Origin of the sequence: Kitasatospora sp. GAS1066B (assembly GCF_041262605.1) — a bacterium.
Classification (GTDB): domain Bacteria; phylum Actinomycetota; class Actinomycetes; order Streptomycetales; family Streptomycetaceae; genus Kitasatospora.
On the sequence record NZ_JBGCCO010000058.1, the window covers coordinates 16,239 to 30,582 of the forward strand.

General features: G+C 72.7%; 14 protein-coding genes and 1 pseudogene. 8 read left to right on the forward strand and 7 right to left on the reverse strand.

What is annotated here, in order from left to right; all coding sequences use genetic code 11:
* Window positions 1–146 precede the first annotated feature (146 nt).
* On the reverse strand, window positions 147–956 hold the full coding sequence (locus ABH937_RS36620; RefSeq protein ID WP_370220731.1) for a TetR/AcrR family transcriptional regulator: 810 nt from the start codon (window positions 954–956) through the stop codon (window positions 147–149).
* A gap of 304 nt (window positions 957–1,260) precedes the next feature.
* On the opposite strand from ABH937_RS36620, the gene ABH937_RS36625 reads away from it, so the two are divergent.
* Both ABH937_RS36625 and ABH937_RS36630 read left to right on the forward strand, forming a co-directional pair.
* On the forward strand, window positions 1,261–2,247 hold the full coding sequence (locus ABH937_RS36625) for a hypothetical protein (protein WP_370220732.1): 987 nt from the start codon (window positions 1,261–1,263) through the stop codon (window positions 2,245–2,247).
* Window positions 2,248–2,401: 154 nt separating this feature from the next.
* On the forward strand, window positions 2,402–3,073 hold the full coding sequence (locus tag ABH937_RS36630; protein WP_280687282.1) for a Tat pathway signal sequence domain protein: 672 nt from the start codon (window positions 2,402–2,404) through the stop codon (window positions 3,071–3,073).
* A 28-nt stretch (window positions 3,074–3,101) separates the two neighbouring features.
* Here the strand turns inward: ABH937_RS36630 and ABH937_RS36635 are convergent, their stop codons facing one another.
* The gene (locus tag ABH937_RS36635; protein ID WP_370220733.1) at window positions 3,102–4,526 is read right to left on the reverse strand and encodes an FAD-dependent oxidoreductase; all 1,425 of its coding nucleotides are present in this window, start codon (window positions 4,524–4,526) and stop codon (window positions 3,102–3,104) included.
* A 203-nt stretch (window positions 4,527–4,729) separates the two neighbouring features.
* Between ABH937_RS36635 and ABH937_RS36640 the strand changes: the two genes are divergently transcribed.
* On the forward strand, window positions 4,730–5,980 hold the full coding sequence (locus ABH937_RS36640; protein WP_280687280.1) for a glycosyl hydrolase family 8: 1,251 nt from the start codon (window positions 4,730–4,732) through the stop codon (window positions 5,978–5,980).
* A 54-nt stretch (window positions 5,981–6,034) separates the two neighbouring features.
* Here the strand turns inward: ABH937_RS36640 and ABH937_RS36645 are convergent, their stop codons facing one another.
* A complete protein-coding gene (locus tag ABH937_RS36645; RefSeq protein WP_280687279.1) occupies window positions 6,035–6,547 on the reverse strand; it encodes a GNAT family N-acetyltransferase in 513 nt (170 codons plus the stop codon).
* 148 nt (window positions 6,548–6,695) lie between these two features.
* On the opposite strand from ABH937_RS36645, the gene ABH937_RS36650 reads away from it, so the two are divergent.
* Complete coding sequence (locus ABH937_RS36650) at window positions 6,696–7,826, forward strand: beta-propeller fold lactonase family protein (protein WP_280687278.1); 1,131 nt, start codon at window positions 6,696–6,698, stop codon at window positions 7,824–7,826.
* Here ABH937_RS36650 and ABH937_RS36655 read toward each other — a convergent pair.
* A complete protein-coding gene (locus ABH937_RS36655) occupies window positions 7,780–8,742 on the reverse strand; it encodes a DMT family transporter (protein ID WP_280687277.1) in 963 nt (320 codons plus the stop codon). The two genes, ABH937_RS36650 and ABH937_RS36655, sit on opposite strands and share 47 nt — an antisense overlap.
* Before the next feature lie 241 nt (window positions 8,743–8,983).
* Between ABH937_RS36655 and cbiE the strand changes: the two genes are divergently transcribed.
* Both cbiE and cobM read left to right on the forward strand, forming a co-directional pair.
* The gene (gene cbiE / locus ABH937_RS36660; protein ID WP_280687276.1) at window positions 8,984–10,219 is read left to right on the forward strand and encodes a precorrin-6y C5,15-methyltransferase (decarboxylating) subunit CbiE; all 1,236 of its coding nucleotides are present in this window, start codon (window positions 8,984–8,986) and stop codon (window positions 10,217–10,219) included.
* Complete coding sequence (gene cobM, locus ABH937_RS36665; protein WP_370220735.1) at window positions 10,216–10,977, forward strand: precorrin-4 C(11)-methyltransferase; 762 nt, start codon at window positions 10,216–10,218, stop codon at window positions 10,975–10,977. The genes cbiE and cobM overlap by 4 nt, the downstream gene beginning before the upstream one ends.
* Before the next feature lie 165 nt (window positions 10,978–11,142).
* Here cobM and ABH937_RS36670 read toward each other — a convergent pair whose 3' ends face one another.
* The 3 genes and pseudogenes from ABH937_RS36670 to ABH937_RS36680 all read right to left on the reverse strand — a co-directional run.
* Window positions 11,143–12,186 (reverse strand): serine hydrolase domain-containing protein, encoded by a 1,044-nt coding sequence (locus ABH937_RS36670; protein WP_280687274.1) that lies wholly within the window; start codon window positions 12,184–12,186, stop codon window positions 11,143–11,145.
* An 84-nt stretch (window positions 12,187–12,270) separates the two neighbouring features.
* Window positions 12,271–13,260, reverse strand: a complete 990-nt coding sequence (locus ABH937_RS36675; protein ID WP_370220736.1) for a glycosyltransferase family 4 protein — start codon at window positions 13,258–13,260, stop codon at window positions 12,271–12,273.
* 114 nt (window positions 13,261–13,374) lie between these two features.
* A pseudogene (locus ABH937_RS36680) lies at window positions 13,375–13,665 on the reverse strand (deoxycytidine triphosphate deaminase); the annotation flags it as partial.
* A 16-nt stretch (window positions 13,666–13,681) separates the two neighbouring features.
* Here ABH937_RS36680 and ABH937_RS36685 point away from each other — a divergent pair.
* Both ABH937_RS36685 and ABH937_RS36690 read left to right on the forward strand, forming a co-directional pair.
* A complete protein-coding gene (locus ABH937_RS36685) occupies window positions 13,682–13,981 on the forward strand; it encodes a Scr1 family TA system antitoxin-like transcriptional regulator (protein WP_370220737.1) in 300 nt (99 codons plus the stop codon).
* Entirely contained in the window at window positions 13,978–14,199 is a 222-nt protein-coding gene (locus ABH937_RS36690) for a DUF397 domain-containing protein (RefSeq protein ID WP_280687272.1), read from the forward strand. Before ABH937_RS36685 ends, ABH937_RS36690 begins: the two co-directional genes overlap by 4 nt.
* The last annotated feature ends 145 nt before the right edge of the window (window positions 14,200–14,344 follow it).

Sequence of the window (14,344 nt, forward strand, 5' to 3'; positions counted from 1 at the left end):
GGGAGGTAGTGGGGGACCTGTGATCATTTCGGCACGTTGTCCTGGCGCGGACAGCGCCCACGCAGGACAGTCGGGTGGATGATCAACTACCCTCCCTGGCAGGGGATTTGGTGATCTGTGCCCATAGCGTGGCAGCTGACTGGAAGTTACCTCGGGGTAAGCGGAGGGTCAAGAGTTCGCACCGCGGCCTCCTCCAGCACGCACGGCAGCAGCGGTCGACGCCAACTCGTGCCCGCTGCCTCGGCCTGCGCCACCCGCCGCGCCGCCTCCTGCGGTCCGAGGAAGGCGGCCAACGCGAAATGCGCCAAGGTCGGTAGCAGCTCCGGGAGTTCGGCGTGCCGGCCGGCGGCGATGTACCGGTAGATGCCGGCGTAGATGCCGCCGACCACGCTGTCCACCAGCAGCTCGCCCGACACTCCCGCCGGCGGCCTGGGACAGCCGACGAACAACCGTCGCATCCGTACCCGCAGCTGCTCGCGCACCAGGCGTCCGGCCGGCCCCACCGCGTCCACCTCGACCACCGCCACGGTGGCGAAGGCCGGCACCTCGGCGAGGATCGCCAGTACCACGCGAAGCGCCGCGTGCACCCCGTCGCACCAGTCGGCCCGCGCTGCGAAGGCCTCCTCCATCCGCCGGATCACCACGGCCGTGCCGTGCCGGTGCGCGGCCAGGAAGGCCTCCTCCTTGCCGCTGAACTGCTCGTAGAAGACCGGTCTGGTGACCCCGGCGGCCTGGCAGATGTCGCTCACCCGGGCCCGGGCGTAGCCGTAGGCGGCCACCGTGTGGACCACCCCGTCCAGCAACCGCTCGCGCTGGGTGGCGGCTACCACCTCGGCCGGCAGCCGGCTCGGACCGCGCCGGATCGAGCGGGCCGGATCGCGACCACTGCGCGTCCCGGGGAGGATGAAGTCTCCTGCGACTCCGCCGAGTTCGCCGGATTCAAGATTTATCTGCAACTTCCGCACCATCCCTTGACGCTGGCGTGGGGCAGGCTTAGAACCTTCCCAGGTTTTCAATTCATCCGGCGCTGACGACAGGCCCCAGCGCCTGGCGCCGTCCGGGGCTCGACCGGCCCGACCGGCCGGCGGGCCCCGCTCTCCATGGGCATCGGTGACCGGCGGTGGCAGCCGCCGGGCCGGCCCTCCCGGTTCCGGCGAGCCAGGGCGCCGGACCGCTCGTGGCGCCGAGCGGTCCGGCAGCACCCGGCCCCGGCCACGCCCGCACTCCCGTTCACCCGCCCGTGTCACGAGGAGTCCCACCTTGCCCCGAACCGTGCCGCCCCGACCCTCGCAGTCTCGAACTCCTGCTCCCAGCAGGCGACTTCTGCCCGCGCTCGCGCTCGCCGCGGCCGCCACGCTGCTGGCCGCCGGCACGCCCGCCCAGGCTGCCCCGACCACCATCCCCGGTGGCCCGTACACCGGCATGGGCGACTGCCCGGTCAGCGCGCCCGCGATGACCGACCCCGGCGACCTCCAGGTCGGCTGCGTGGTCTCGGTCACCAATGCCGGAAGCTTCACCATCGGGTCCACGACAGTGCCCCTCACCTCGCCGATCAAGCTGCAGTTCGGGGTCTACTGGGACAAGTCCGCCCCGGTTGTCACCTTCCCCGACGGCAGCACCGCCAACCAGTACGCGACGGTGGCCCCCAGCGGCGGCCAGTTGTTGACCGCCCAGCCGGCCCAGATCGCCATCCCCGGGATCATCAACTTCCTTCCGGGCCTCACCAGTATCTTCGCCCAGGTCGAACTCGCGGGCCCGGTCACCGAGTTCACCCCGCTGGCGGCCGGCGAGTCGTACCCGGTCTTCAAGCTGCCGGTCAAACTCCACCTGTCCAACACCTTCTTCGGCGACGACTGCTACATCGGCTCCGACAGCTCGCCGATCATGCTGCAGCCGACCACCGGCACCACCAACCCGCCGGCGCCCGCCCAGCCGATGACCGGCAACCCGGGCACCATCGCCGTCAACAACGACCCGAACGGGCACAACGCGCTGATCGCCGCGTTCACCGGCGCCACGCTGGTGGACAACACCTTCAGCGTGCCCGGCGCCTCCGGCTGCGGGCTCGGCGGCATCCTGGACCCGATCATCGACTGGACGATGGGCATCCCGTCCGGCGCAGGCAAGGGCTCGGTCAGCTTCCAGCAGACCGACACCTCGCTCGCCCTGGACAGCAGCCTGAGCGACCTGACCGCCTCGCTCGGCGCCTCCGCCGGGCAACCGCCGAGCGCCGCCGCCCACCACTGAGCGCCCTGGGTCCTGTCGTCAAACCCCCTTCGTCGCCGAGCAGAAGGGGGTTTGACGACAGGACCCAGCCACCACCGGGTCACCCGCCGCCCACCAGACCCGTGCGCGCCCCCACCGCGCGCACGTCCTCCCCCACCAGAAAACGAGGAACCCTGTGCGAAAGCGTCTCTACCTCGGCGCGGCCACGGCCGCCGCCGCACTCGCCGCCCTGACCGCCATGCCCGCCTCCGCCTCCTCCAGCGTGCTGACCTACGGCAGCGCGGGCGGCAGCACGGTGGCCACCGGCGACGTGCTCACCGCCGCGCTGCAGAGCGGCACCGCCGCCACCCTCTACTCCACCGCCGCCGGCGGCACCGGCGTGAGCTGTTCGTCCTCCTCCTTCAGCGCCACCGTGGTCAGCAACCCGGCCGCGCCCGGCACCGCCGTGGAGACGCTGAACAGCCAGACGTTCAGCGGCTGCAGCGCCGTCAACATCCCCGGTGTCACGGGTGTCAACAGCGTCACCGTCAACAACCTGACCTACACCAACAACGTCGGTGACGGCACCGGCAACCCGGTCACGCTCAGCCCGGGCACCGCGGGGCCGATCCAGACCACGATCAAGCTGCGCACCCTGCTCGGCAGTGTCACCTGCACCTACCAGGCCAGCCCCACCAGCCTCTCGGGCGCCACCGACAACACCGCGCAGACCATCAGCTTCAGCAACCAGAGCTTCAGTAAGAGCAGCGGCCCCGCCACCTGCTTCGCCGCCGGCTACTTCACCGCCTCCTACGGCCCGGTGCAGGACACCAGCCAGGCCGGCAGCCCCTCGGTGTACACGAACTGACGTCCAGTCAGTTCGCCTGCACCGCCTATCAGATCTGCGTGGCCGCCTTCCGCGCGGCCACCAGGACCGGGTCCCAGACCGGGGAGAACGGCGGTGCGTAGGCCAGGTCCTGGAAGATCAGCTCACGCACCGTCAGTCGACAGCTCAGCGCCACCGCGGCGATGTCGATCCGCTTCGCCGCGCCCGCCCCACCGACGATCTGCAGGCCGAGCAGCCGCCCGCTGCCGCGCTCGGCCAGCAGCTTGACGGTCAGCTGCGCCGCGCCCGGGTAGTAGCCCGCCCGCGCGGTCGACTCGATCACGACGGCGGTCCAGTCCAGGCCGGCCGCCGTCGCCTCGCGCTCGTTCAACCCGGTCCTGGCGATCTCCAGCTCGCAGATCCCGGTGATCGCGGTGCCCACCACCCCGGGGAAGCTCGCGTCCTCGCCGCCGAGGTTGCTGCCGATCACCAGGCCGTGCTTGTTGGCGTGGGTGCCCAGCGCGATGTGCTGGTGCCGCCCGGAGACCAGGTGCCGCACCTCCACGCAGTCCCCGCCGGCCCAGAGCCCGGGGATCGGCTCGCCGTCGGCGTCCAGCACCCGCATCCGGTCGTCGGTGCGCAGGCCGCCCTGCGGGCCGAGCGGCAGGCCCGCGGAACGGGCCAGCGCGGTGCGCGGGCGCACCCCGAGGCCGAGCACCACCACGTCGGCCGGGTGCTCGCCGGCCGTGCTGCGCACCGCGCGTGGCCGCCCGTCCGGGCCCAGCAGCACCTCGGTCGCGGCCGCGCCGGGGACCACCTCGATGCCGAGCTCGGTCATCGTCCGCCGGACCAGCGCGCCCAGGTCGGGGTCCAGGCCGGGCATCGGCTCGGGCGTGCGGTGCACCAGGGTGACCCGGTAGCCGCGCCGCAGCATCGCCTCGGCCATCTCGACACCGATGTAGCCGCCGCCGACCACCACGGCCCGGCGCCGCTCGGCATCCTCGCCCCCGCTCCCGCCTTCGCCCGCACCTTCACTCGGGGCGAGCGCCGCCAGCGTGTCGAGCAGCGCCTGCCCCTCCGGGATCGTGTGCACGGTGTGCACTCCCGGGGCGTGGAACCCCGGCAGCGCGGGGCGGACCGGCTCGGCGCCGGTGGCGATGACCAGCTGGTCGTACTCCGTCCACGCCTCGGCGCCGCTCGCCAGGTCCCGGCTGCGCACCCGGCGCCCGGCCGGGTCCAGTTCGGTGACCTCGGTGCGCAGCCGCAGGTCGATGCCGTGGGCGCGGTGCTGCTCGGGCGTGCGGGCGATCAGCTGCTCGGCCCGGGCCACCTCGCCGCCGACCCAGTACGGGATGCCGCAGGCCGAGTACGAGGTGATCGAGCCGCGCTCGAAGGCGGTGATCCGCAACTCCTCGGCGCCGCGCCGCCGCCGGGCCTGCGAGGCGGCGGACATGCCGGCCGCGTCCCCACCGATGACCACCAGATGCTCCGCCATGCCCGCTCCCGTCCGCGCCGTGCCAGGCGGTTCGTCCGCCGGCCAACCTGCCCAGACTTTCACGGTGGCCACCGCGCTGAGCCGCCGAGGCCCGGTTGACCGTGAGTCAAGTGACCCGCGGGTATTGACATGGACCGGATTGATAAAGAAGCTTTCCTAACTTTCCCTCATCTGCTTCTCATCCCCCAACGAGGAGTTCCCTGATGGCACGTCAGTTCCCGATCGCCCCCGCGCGGTCGCTGCTCGCCGCCTCCACCGCGCTGGCCACCGCCGCGCTCGGCCTCGGCCTGGCCGGCGCCGCCCCCGCCGGGGCCGCGAGCACCGCGCACCCGTTCCCCACCCACACCAGCTACCAGGTCGGCGTCATGCCCTCGGCCTCGCAGGCCACCCGCGACGCCGCCGTGCGCAAGCAGTACGACTCCTGGAAGGCCGGCTACCTGCACCACGGTTGCGCGAGCAACGAGTACTACGTCTCCACCAAGGGCGACGGCGACGCCAGCAACAACGGCCCGGTCTCCGAGGGCCAGGGCTACGGCATGAACATCGTGCCGCTGATGGCCGGCTACGACCCCAACGCGCAGACCGAGTTCAACGGCCTCTGGCAGCTGGTCAAGGACCACAAGGACCAGTGGGGCCTGATGCAGTGGCAGTTGGACGGCAAGACCTGCAAGTACTACAGCGGCGGCACGCCCGACGCCGCCACCGACGGCGACCTGGACATCGGCTACGGCCTGATCCTGGCCGACCAGCAGTGGGGCGGTTACAGCGCGGACGCCAAGGCCTGGCTGGCCTCCTTCTACGCCCACGACGTGGCGCCCGACGGGCACTTGAAGTGCGAGGACGACGGTCCGAACACCGACACCCGCCCGTCCGACATGATGCTCGACCACCTGCGCGCCTTCGCGGCCTACGACACCGCGCACGACTGGAACAAGGTGGTCCAGCGCACCGAGGCGGTGATCGGCTCGTTCACCAAGTCGTACTCCCCCAGCGGCGGCCTGCTCTCCGACTTCGTGGTCAACGCCAACACCAGCAGCCCGAAGCCAGCGCCCGCCAACTACCAGGAGAACCAGCCGGACAACATCGTCGGCTACAACTCGATCCGGGTGCCCTGGCACCTGGGCACCGACGCGCTGCTCTACGGCGGCAGCACGGCGGCCGTCTCACTGCGCACCGCCAAGCTCGAATCCGCCTGTCTGAAGGGCGAGTCGGGCGGCAACCCGCAGAAGGTCTACCCGCACACCAAGCTCAACTGCACCCCCTACAGCACCAGCGACCAGGCCGAGGAGGCCGGCGACTCGGTCGGCCCGGCGGCGATGGCGGCGGGCGACCAGGCGTGGACCGACGCGATCTGGAAGCAGCTGGGCAGCAACCCGTTCGGTGACGGGTACTACGGCGAGACCATCAAGACCCTGGTGTACCTCGTGATGGCCGGGGACTACTGGAAGCCGTAGTGGCCGGCACGGCGAACGGCGGTGGCCGGGCTCGCGAGCCCGGCCACCGTGGTCTCAGCCCTCCCGCACGTGCAGGTGCCCCGGTGTCGGCCACTTCCCCTGGGGCGGGAGTTCGGCCACCAGCCCGTACCCCGCTTTCTGCGCCACCCGGCAGGAGGCTGGATTGTCGACGGCGTGATAGAGCTCCAGCCGCCGCAGGCCGCGAGCGTCGAACGCCCAACCGGTGAGCAGCTCCACGGCGCGCGGCGCCACACCCTGACCACGCGCTGCGGCGGCCGTCCAGTAGCCGACCTCGGCCGTGGTCGAGGCGGGATCGGGGTGCTTGAGCACCACCTGCCCGGCGAGCCGGTCACCCGCCAGTACCGCGAACCCGAACCGCACACCGGCCTCCCACCCCGCCTGCTGCGCCAACAACCAGCGCTCCGCGTCCGCTCGATGACGAATCGTCAGGTTCATCAGCCGGGCGCGGAACTCGGGATCGTCGGCAACCGCGAGCAGCGGCTCGGCGTCCTGCTCCGCCCAGGGGCGCAGCAGCAGCCCGTCAGGGCCCTCGATGGTCAGGTCCATGATCGTCTCCGTTCGCTCCGAGCCATTGGATCACGTCGGCGGACTTCTTACGAGCCGCGAACGGAGCGGACTGGAAGGCCAATTCACGTCGCATCGGCGCCTAGCGTGGTGGTCACCGAGTTCCGGACCTCCCCGAGGAGAAACCGCCATGCGTTCTTCCGTTCTGCGTTCCGTCACGGCCCTGGCCGCCGCGGCCGGCTTCGCGCTCGCCGGCCTGACGCTGGCCGCCGGATCGGCCTCGGCCGCCTCCGGCGCACCGGTCTTCGTCCAGAGCGACGCGCCCGGCGGCAACACCGTGGTCGCCTACGCCCGCGGCTGGGACGGCAGCCTGCACCAGACCGGGGTCTACCCCACCGGCGGCAAGGGCGGCGTGCTGCAGGGTTCCGCGGCCGACCACCTCGCCTCCCAGGGCTCGCTGGCCTACGACGCGCGCCACCACCTGCTCTACGCCGTCAACGCGGGCAGCGACACGGTGACCGTCTTCGCGGTGCACGGCGACCGGCTGACCCGCACCCAGGTGATCGACGCCGGCGGCAGCTTCCCGGCCGGCGTCGCCCTGCACGGCGACCAGGTCTACGTGCTCGACGCGCTGGGCGGCGGCTCCGTGCAGGGCTTCGAGCGGGTCGGCGGGCAACTGCGCGCGATAGCCGGCTGGCACCGGTCGCTGGGCCTGGACCCGGCCGCCACACCGCAGTTCACCCACACCCCGGGGCAGCTCGCGGTGACCCCGGACGGCCGCGACCTGGTGGTCACCACCAAGGCGGGCGGCCAGAGCATCGACGTCTTCCCGCTCGGGCACGACGGCGCCCCGGCGGCCGCGCCGGTGGTGAACGCCGAACCGGGCGCGGTGCCGTTCGGCTTCGTCTTCGACGCCCACGGCCGCCTGCTGGTCACCGAGGTCGGCCCGGAGACGGTCGCCTCCTACACGGTGGGCCACGACGGCAGGCTGACCGCGCTCGGCCAGGTGCCCACCGGCCAGGCGGGGACCTGCTGGCTGGTCGGCGCCGGGGACAAGGTGTACGCCTCCAACGCGGGCAGCGCGAGCCTGTCGGGCTTCCGTGCGGACGAGCACGGCACGCTGACCGCGCTCGGCAACACCGCCACCGACCCGGGCACGGTGGACGCCGCCGTGGCCGGTGACGGCCGCTACCTCTACGTGCAGACCGGCGGCCAGGGCGTGGTGGACGAGTTCCGGGTGCACGCGGACGGCGGGCTGACCCGGGTGGGCTCGGTCACCGTGCCGGACGGCATGGGCGGCGAGGGGATCGTCGCGCTCTGACGGCGACGGCCTGCCGGGTCTCGGCCACCGCCAGCGCGGTGACCGAGAGCAACAGCAGCGCGGCACCGGCGAGGGTGGCCGGGGCCAGCCGCTCGCCGAACAGCGTGAGGGCCAGCACGGTGGCGCTGAGCGGCTCGACCAGCGCGGTCACGGCGGCGGTGGTGGCCCGCACCGCGACGACGCCGGTGAAGTAGAGCGCATAGCCGAACGCGGTGGGCACGGCGGCCAGGTAGAGCAGCACCCCCGCCGTCCGCCCCAGGCCGTGCGCGCTCGGCCACAGGCCCTCGGCGAGCCCGAACGGGAGCAGCAGCAGCGCGCAGATCACGAAGGAGTGCAGGGTGGTGGTCAGCGCGTCGGCGCGCGGGCCCGGGCGAGCAGCGGTGTAGCGGCCGTAGAGGGTGATGCAGGCGTAGCCCGCCCCCGAGACCAGCGCCCAGAGCACCCCGCCGGTGCGCACCGGCGCCCCGGCGGAGCCGCCCAGGATCAGCACCGCGAGACCGCTCAGCGCCCCGAGCACCGCCACCGCACCCGCGCCGCCGAGGCGTTCGCGCAGCAGCAGCCCGGCCCCGAGGGCCACCAGGACGGGGGCCACGCCGAGCGTGACCACGGTGGCGACGGCGAGTCCCGTGCCGTGCACGGCCTCGAAGTAGGCGATCTGAAAGAGCGTCAGGCCGATGCCGTTGACGGCGAGATCGACCGGCCTGACCGGCTCGGCCGGCCTGCGCCGGACCAGGCGCAGGAGCAGCAGCAGCGCGGCGCCGCCGGCCGAGCGCCAGAAGGTGAGTGCCACCGGACCGAGACCGCTGGGGCCGTAGAGCAGTGCGGCCCCAGCACCGGCGGTTCCCCAGGAGGCGGCCGAGAGCAGCAGGTAGAGCAGACCCCGCCCTGCGGACAGGGGGGATGGAGTTGCGGACACGGGTGTTCTCCCACCGAAGACGTGAACTGGTCGCGTGATCCCGTCCGCGGGCAGCACCGACCGCCCTGGGGTCGCACCCCGGGCTCAGGTCTTCAGTCGCTTCGCCGCCCGCTCAGGCGGCGGGAGGTGGCAGAACAGCAGTCGTCGGCATGCGCCCCAGCCTACCCACCGGCCGGGGCGGCCCGCCGACCGCCCGGTAGGCTGCCCCGGTGCACCCGTCCGGAGCTGGGAGGAGACCCCGTTGAGCAGCGCGTTGGTCACCGTCGTGGGGGTTGGCGCGGACGGCTGGGACGGGCTCTCGGCGGTGGCCCGGCAGGCGCTGCGGGCGGCCGAGGTGGTGGTCGGCGGCGGTCGGCAGCTGGCCTTGTTGCCCACCGAGCTGGCGGCCGAGCGGGTCGCCTGGCCCTCGCCGCTACGCCCCGCCGTGGCCGGGCTCTTCGCCTCCCTCGCCGAGCGGCGGGTCGCGGTGCTGGCCAGCGGGGACCCGATGTTCTACGGGATCGGGCGCACCCTCACCGAGGAGCTGGGCGCCGGGCGGCTGCGGGTGCTGCCGCATCCGTCCTCGGTCTCCTACGCGTGCGCGCGGCTCGGCTGGGCGCTGGAGGAGACCACGGTGGTCAGCCTGGTCGGGCGCGACCCGGCGACACTGGCGCGCGAGCTCTTCGACGGGCGGCGGCTGCTGGTGCTGAGCGCCGACGCCTCGACACCCGCCGTCGTCGCGGCGCTGCTGCGCGAGCGCGGGTACGGGCCGAGCGAGCTGCGGGTGCTGGAGCAGTTGGGCGGGCCGGGCGAGCTGGTCGGGGCGAGCGGGACGGCCGAGGACTGGACGCAGCCGCCCGGCGACCCGCTGAACCTCGTCGCCGTGACCTGCCGGGCCTCGCTCGGCGTCCCGCGCCCCGCTCTCGTCCCCGGCCTGGCCGACGAACTCTACGAGAGCGACGGACAACTGACGAAGCGTCATGTGCGGGCCGCCACCCTGGCCAGCCTGGCGCCCGCACCCGGCGAGCTGCTCTGGGACGTGGGCGGCGGCTCCGGCAGCATCGCCATCGAATGGCTGCGCGCGCACGCCAGTTGCCAGGCCGTCAGCGTGGAGCGCGACCCGGTACGCGCCGCGCGGATCGAACGCAACGCGGCCGCACTCGGCGTGCCCCGGCTGCGCGTGGTGACCGGCGCCGCGCCTGCCGCGCTGGCCGAACTTCCCACCCCTGACGCGGTGTTCATCGGCGGCGGGCTCACCGCCCCCGGGCTGCTGGAAGCCTGCTGGGCAGCCCTGCCGGTCGGCGGGCGGCTGGTCGCCAACACGGTGACGCTGGAGTCGGAGGCGCTGCTCACCGAGTGGTACCGCCGGCACGGCGGCGACCTGCTGCGCCTGGCGGTGGCGCACGCGGTGCCGGTCGGCAACTTCACCGGGTGGCGGCAGGCGATGCCGGTGACGCAGTGGTCAGTCGTCAAGTCCGAAGGTGGAGAAGCCCAGTGACCGTCTACTTCATCGGCGCCGGCCCCGGCGCCGCCGACCTGATCACGGTGCGCGGGGCGCGAACCCTGGCGCGCTGCGGGGTCTGCCTCTACGCGGGCAGCCTGGTACCGGTCGAGCTGCTGGCCGAATGCCCGCCGGACGCACGGCTGGTGGACACCGCACAGCTGAACCTGGACCAGATCACCGCCGAGCTGGTCGCCGCCCACCAGGCCGGTCAGGACGTGGCCCGGCTGCACTCCGGCGACCCGTCGGTGTTCAGCGCGGTGGCCGAGCAGATGCGTCGCCTGGACGCAGCCGGGGTGCCGTACGAGGTGGTACCGGGCGTGCCGGCGTTCGCGGCCGCAGCGGCAGCACTGAAGCGGGAGTTGACCGTACCCACGGTCGGCCAGACCGTGATCCTGACCCGCATCGCCCAGCAGGCCACCCCCATGCCCGAGGGCGAGGACCTGGCCACTCTCGGCCGCAGCGGCGCCCTGCTGGTGCTGCACCTGGCGGCCCGCTACGTGGACCGGGTGGTAGCCGAACTGCTGCCGCACTACGGCGCCGACTGCCCGGCAGCCGTGGTGGCGATGGCCAGCCGCCCCGACGAGCTGGTACTGCGCGGGACGCTGGCCGACATCGCCGAGCAGGTGAAGGCGGCGGGCGTGGTGCGCACGGCGGTGATCCTGGTCGGGCGGACGCTGGGCGCGGAGCAGTTCCCGGACAGCCACCTGTACTCGGCGGAGCGGGACCGGGCCTGCCAGCTGCCGCTGCGTTGAGCCGACGAAACGTCGTTGAATAGGTGTCTCGACCAGAACGTTCGCCGCCCGCACCAGCACGTCCAATCCGGTCCCGCATCCGCACCGCTGTGGCGTCTAGTCGGCGTGTACAGCGGCAGAATCCACAAGGACTCGGACATTGGCATGGTCTGGAGGCAGCCGAGTTCAGCTGAAGACGAGTTCACGGAAGCAATTGCGGATGCCGGTCAGCGGCTCGCGGTCGCGCGTGAAGTAGAGCTTGTTGGTCAGCAGGATGGCCCAGGTCCCCGTCTTGGGCGAGAGCCACATGCCAGTGCCGGTGAAGCCGTAATGCACCCATGTGTGCTCGGCCGGGTCGGTGCCGGGAGCGGGGTGCCAGAACAGGCCACGTACGGGTTCCAGCTGACCGGTCTGTACGGTCAGGGATTCCTCAGTCCAGGCGGGGCCGAAGCCGGGCCGCACGGATGCGGTGACCGGGTCGAGCATGTACCGCAGGAAGCGGGCGAGGTCGGCGGCGGTCGAGAAGGTGCCGGCGATGCCGCACACGCCGCCGAGGAGGCGGGCGGAGAAGTCGTGGGCGGTTCCTCGGAGATGGGTGCCGGTGCCTTGGTCGAATTCGGTCGGGGCACTGCGGCCGACCTGGTCGGCGCGCAGCGGGCCGAAGCGGGTGGCGTCCATCCCGAGCGGCCGCCATACCCGCTCGGCGGCGAGTTGGTCGAGCATCCGGCCGGAGAGGTGTTCAGCGAGGTACCCGAGGATGAGGGCGGCGCGGTCGGTGTACTCGACGGCTTCGCCCGGCGGCCGGTGCAGGGCCTCGTGCAGCACGCCCGTCCGGATGGCGGTCGGGTCGGTGCCGTAGAGGTTCTTCAGTTGGGCCCGCAGCGGGACTCCCGCCGTGTGGGTCAGCAGGTTCCGCGCGGTGGCCTGGCTCAGCGGGTGTCCGGACACTTCGGGCCAGTACGCGCCGAGCGGTTCGTCGAGCGGGAGTTGGCCGGCCTCCCGGAGGGAGCCGATGGTGGACCACACGGCGAGGATCTTGGTGAGGCTGGCGACGTCGAAGACGGTGTCCGGCAGCATCGGTTCGTCCGGCTTGGCGGGGTCGAGGACGCCGACGGCGCCGCTGGCCCGGGTTCCGGCTGCGTCGCCGACGGCCCACACGGCCCCGGGGTAGACCTGGTCGCGGACGCCGTCCGCCAGGAGCTGGTGGATGCGGTCGGTGCTGGGTGTCATCGTCTCCCCGATTCGCTGTGAACGTCCGCCCCGACCAGCGTAGTGAGCCGGCCGGGGCGTGGTGGGCTTCGGCGCGAGGCTCGGTCAGGTGAGCTGCTTGCCGAGGTCGGTCAGGGCGGCCGCGGTGTTGCTGAGCGGGTAGCGGGCCGCATTCGCCCGCCCGGCGTTCCGTAGAGCAGCCAGGAGGCTGGGCGAGGTTCGCAGCCGGTCCAGGTCGCGGGCGAGGCCGGTGGTGTTGGTGAAGGCGGTGGCCAGGGCGGAGCCGCCGAGGGCTTCGCGCAGGCCCGGGACTGGCTGGTAGAGGACGGGGAGGCCGCAGGCTTGAGCTTCGAGGGCGACCAGGCCCATGGCTTCCAGGGTGGTGGAGGGCATGACGAGCGCGTCGTGTTCGGCGAACGCCTTCCACAGCTGCGGGCGGCGGAGCCAGCCGAGGTAGCGGGCGTGGATGCCGGCCCGGCGCATCAGCGGGGACAAGGCGTGGAACTCCGCGCTGGGGGCAGCGATGCTCAGCTCGATCCCCTTGGCGGCGGCCAGCGCCTTGATGAGGGTGTGGCCGCCCTTCTCGGCGGTGAGCCGACCGGCGTACAGCAGCCGCAGATGGCTGGCCGTGGTCCGTCTGGGCGGCGTGGGCGGGCGGTCAAGGAGGTGGTCGGGAATGCCCCATGGGATGTGGTGGATCTTGCGCTGGTCGGTCTGAGGTGCGAGGCGGATCAGGTGGTCGGCCATGGCCGTGGTGGGCGCCACGATCGCGTCGGCGAGGCGGGCGGTCTCGCGCAGGACCCGCAGCTGGTCGCGGTGCCTCTCGGCGAACAGCAGGTCGGTGCCATGGACCAGGGCGATTCGCGGGTGCTGGGGCAGGGCCCGCAGCAGGGCCGGGGTGGCGCCGAAGGCCAGGTGCTGCAGGTGCAGCAACCCCGATCCGTTCCGGGGCCAGGGCATGCGCGAGGGCCTGCCCGAGTGCGGCAACGTACCGCCGGAAGGCGGGGCCTTCCAAGGTCTTGCCGGTGACGGCCAGCAGTTCGAGTCCGGCCGGGCCGGCGGGCCGGCGCCTGATGGGCTGGAGCATGAAGGCACGGGCGGGGATGAGGGGTTGTTCGCCGGTGTAGAGGTCGCGGAAGAGTTCGACGCTGCCGCCGGGGCTGCCGGCGGGCAGATCGAGGCAGGTGGCCACCAGCGGCTGATTGGGGGTCATCGGGTGCCTCCAGGGATCTCTTCGTAGAGGCGGGAGATGTCGATGCCGTCGGTGGCCGTGTACTTGAGGCCCAACTGCTGGTAGCTGGCCGGGGCTCCGAAGGTCTGAAGGAAGATCAGCTTTCCGAAGGTCATGCCGGGGTAGACCCGCACCGGCTTGGCGGCGCGGATCTCCAGCGTCCAGCGGATCGCGTGGCCTGCGTGGCCCAGTGGTGCGGAGACGTGGACCCAGATGCCGAGCGCGCCGGTGGTGCGGTCGCCGTTGAGCATCTGCGCGTACCGCTCGGACGTGCGGCCCGCCACCATGCGTGAGCAACTGCGGCGTCTGCTCGACACAGCCGAACTGCCCGATGTGACAATCCAGGTCATGCCGCTGAACGCCACCCCGCACCCTGGAACAGCAGGGCCGTTCAGCCTGATCGGCTTCCCTGGACCGGTTCCTGACGTTGTGCTCTTGGAGAACCTGATCGGCGCGTCTTACGTTGAGGACGCCGACGGCGTCAAGACGTTCGCCGGCGCCTTCGAGCGGATCGTCGCAGCTGCTCTGTCGACCGATGACTCGCTCGCACTGATCGCACGAATGGAAGAGGAATCCCGCACGTGAACGCACCGAAGGCCGAGCTTTACGCCCACGACCTCTCCACCGCCGTCTGGCGCAAGTCCGCCGCCAGCGCTGGGGAGAACGACTGCGTCGAGGTCACCGACCTGCCCGGCGGCGGCCGGGCCGTCCGCGACTCCAAGAATCCCGACCTCCCCGCCCTGCGCTTCACCGCCGCCGAGTGGGAGGCCGCCAAGAAGGGCATCCTCGCCGGGGAACTCTGATCCCTACGGACAAAATGCAGCGGCGGGGGGGGGGGGGCCCCCCCCCCGCGGGGGGGGGCCCCCCCCCCCCCCCGCCCAACCCCCCCCCCCCCCCCGCGCCCCCGCGGCCGCGGGGGGGGGGGGCTCCGCCCCCGCGGCCGGAGGG

What these genes read in the sequence shown, in the direction of transcription:
- ABH937_RS36685 (WP_370220737.1), top strand. Translation starts at nt 13,682, where the DNA reads ATGCGTGAGCAACTGCGGCGTCTGCTCGACACAGCCGAACTGCCCGAT.
- ABH937_RS36645 (WP_280687279.1), bottom strand. Translation starts at nt 6,547, where the DNA reads ATGGACCTGACCATCGAGGGCCCTGACGGGCTGCTGCTGCGCCCCTGG.
- ABH937_RS36650 (WP_280687278.1), top strand. Translation starts at nt 6,696, where the DNA reads ATGCGTTCTTCCGTTCTGCGTTCCGTCACGGCCCTGGCCGCCGCGGCC.
- ABH937_RS36670 (WP_280687274.1), bottom strand. Translation starts at nt 12,186, where the DNA reads ATGACACCCAGCACCGACCGCATCCACCAGCTCCTGGCGGACGGCGTC.
- ABH937_RS36640 (WP_280687280.1), top strand. Translation starts at nt 4,730, where the DNA reads ATGGCACGTCAGTTCCCGATCGCCCCCGCGCGGTCGCTGCTCGCCGCC.
- ABH937_RS36635 (WP_370220733.1), bottom strand. Translation starts at nt 4,526, where the DNA reads ATGGCGGAGCATCTGGTGGTCATCGGTGGGGACGCGGCCGGCATGTCC.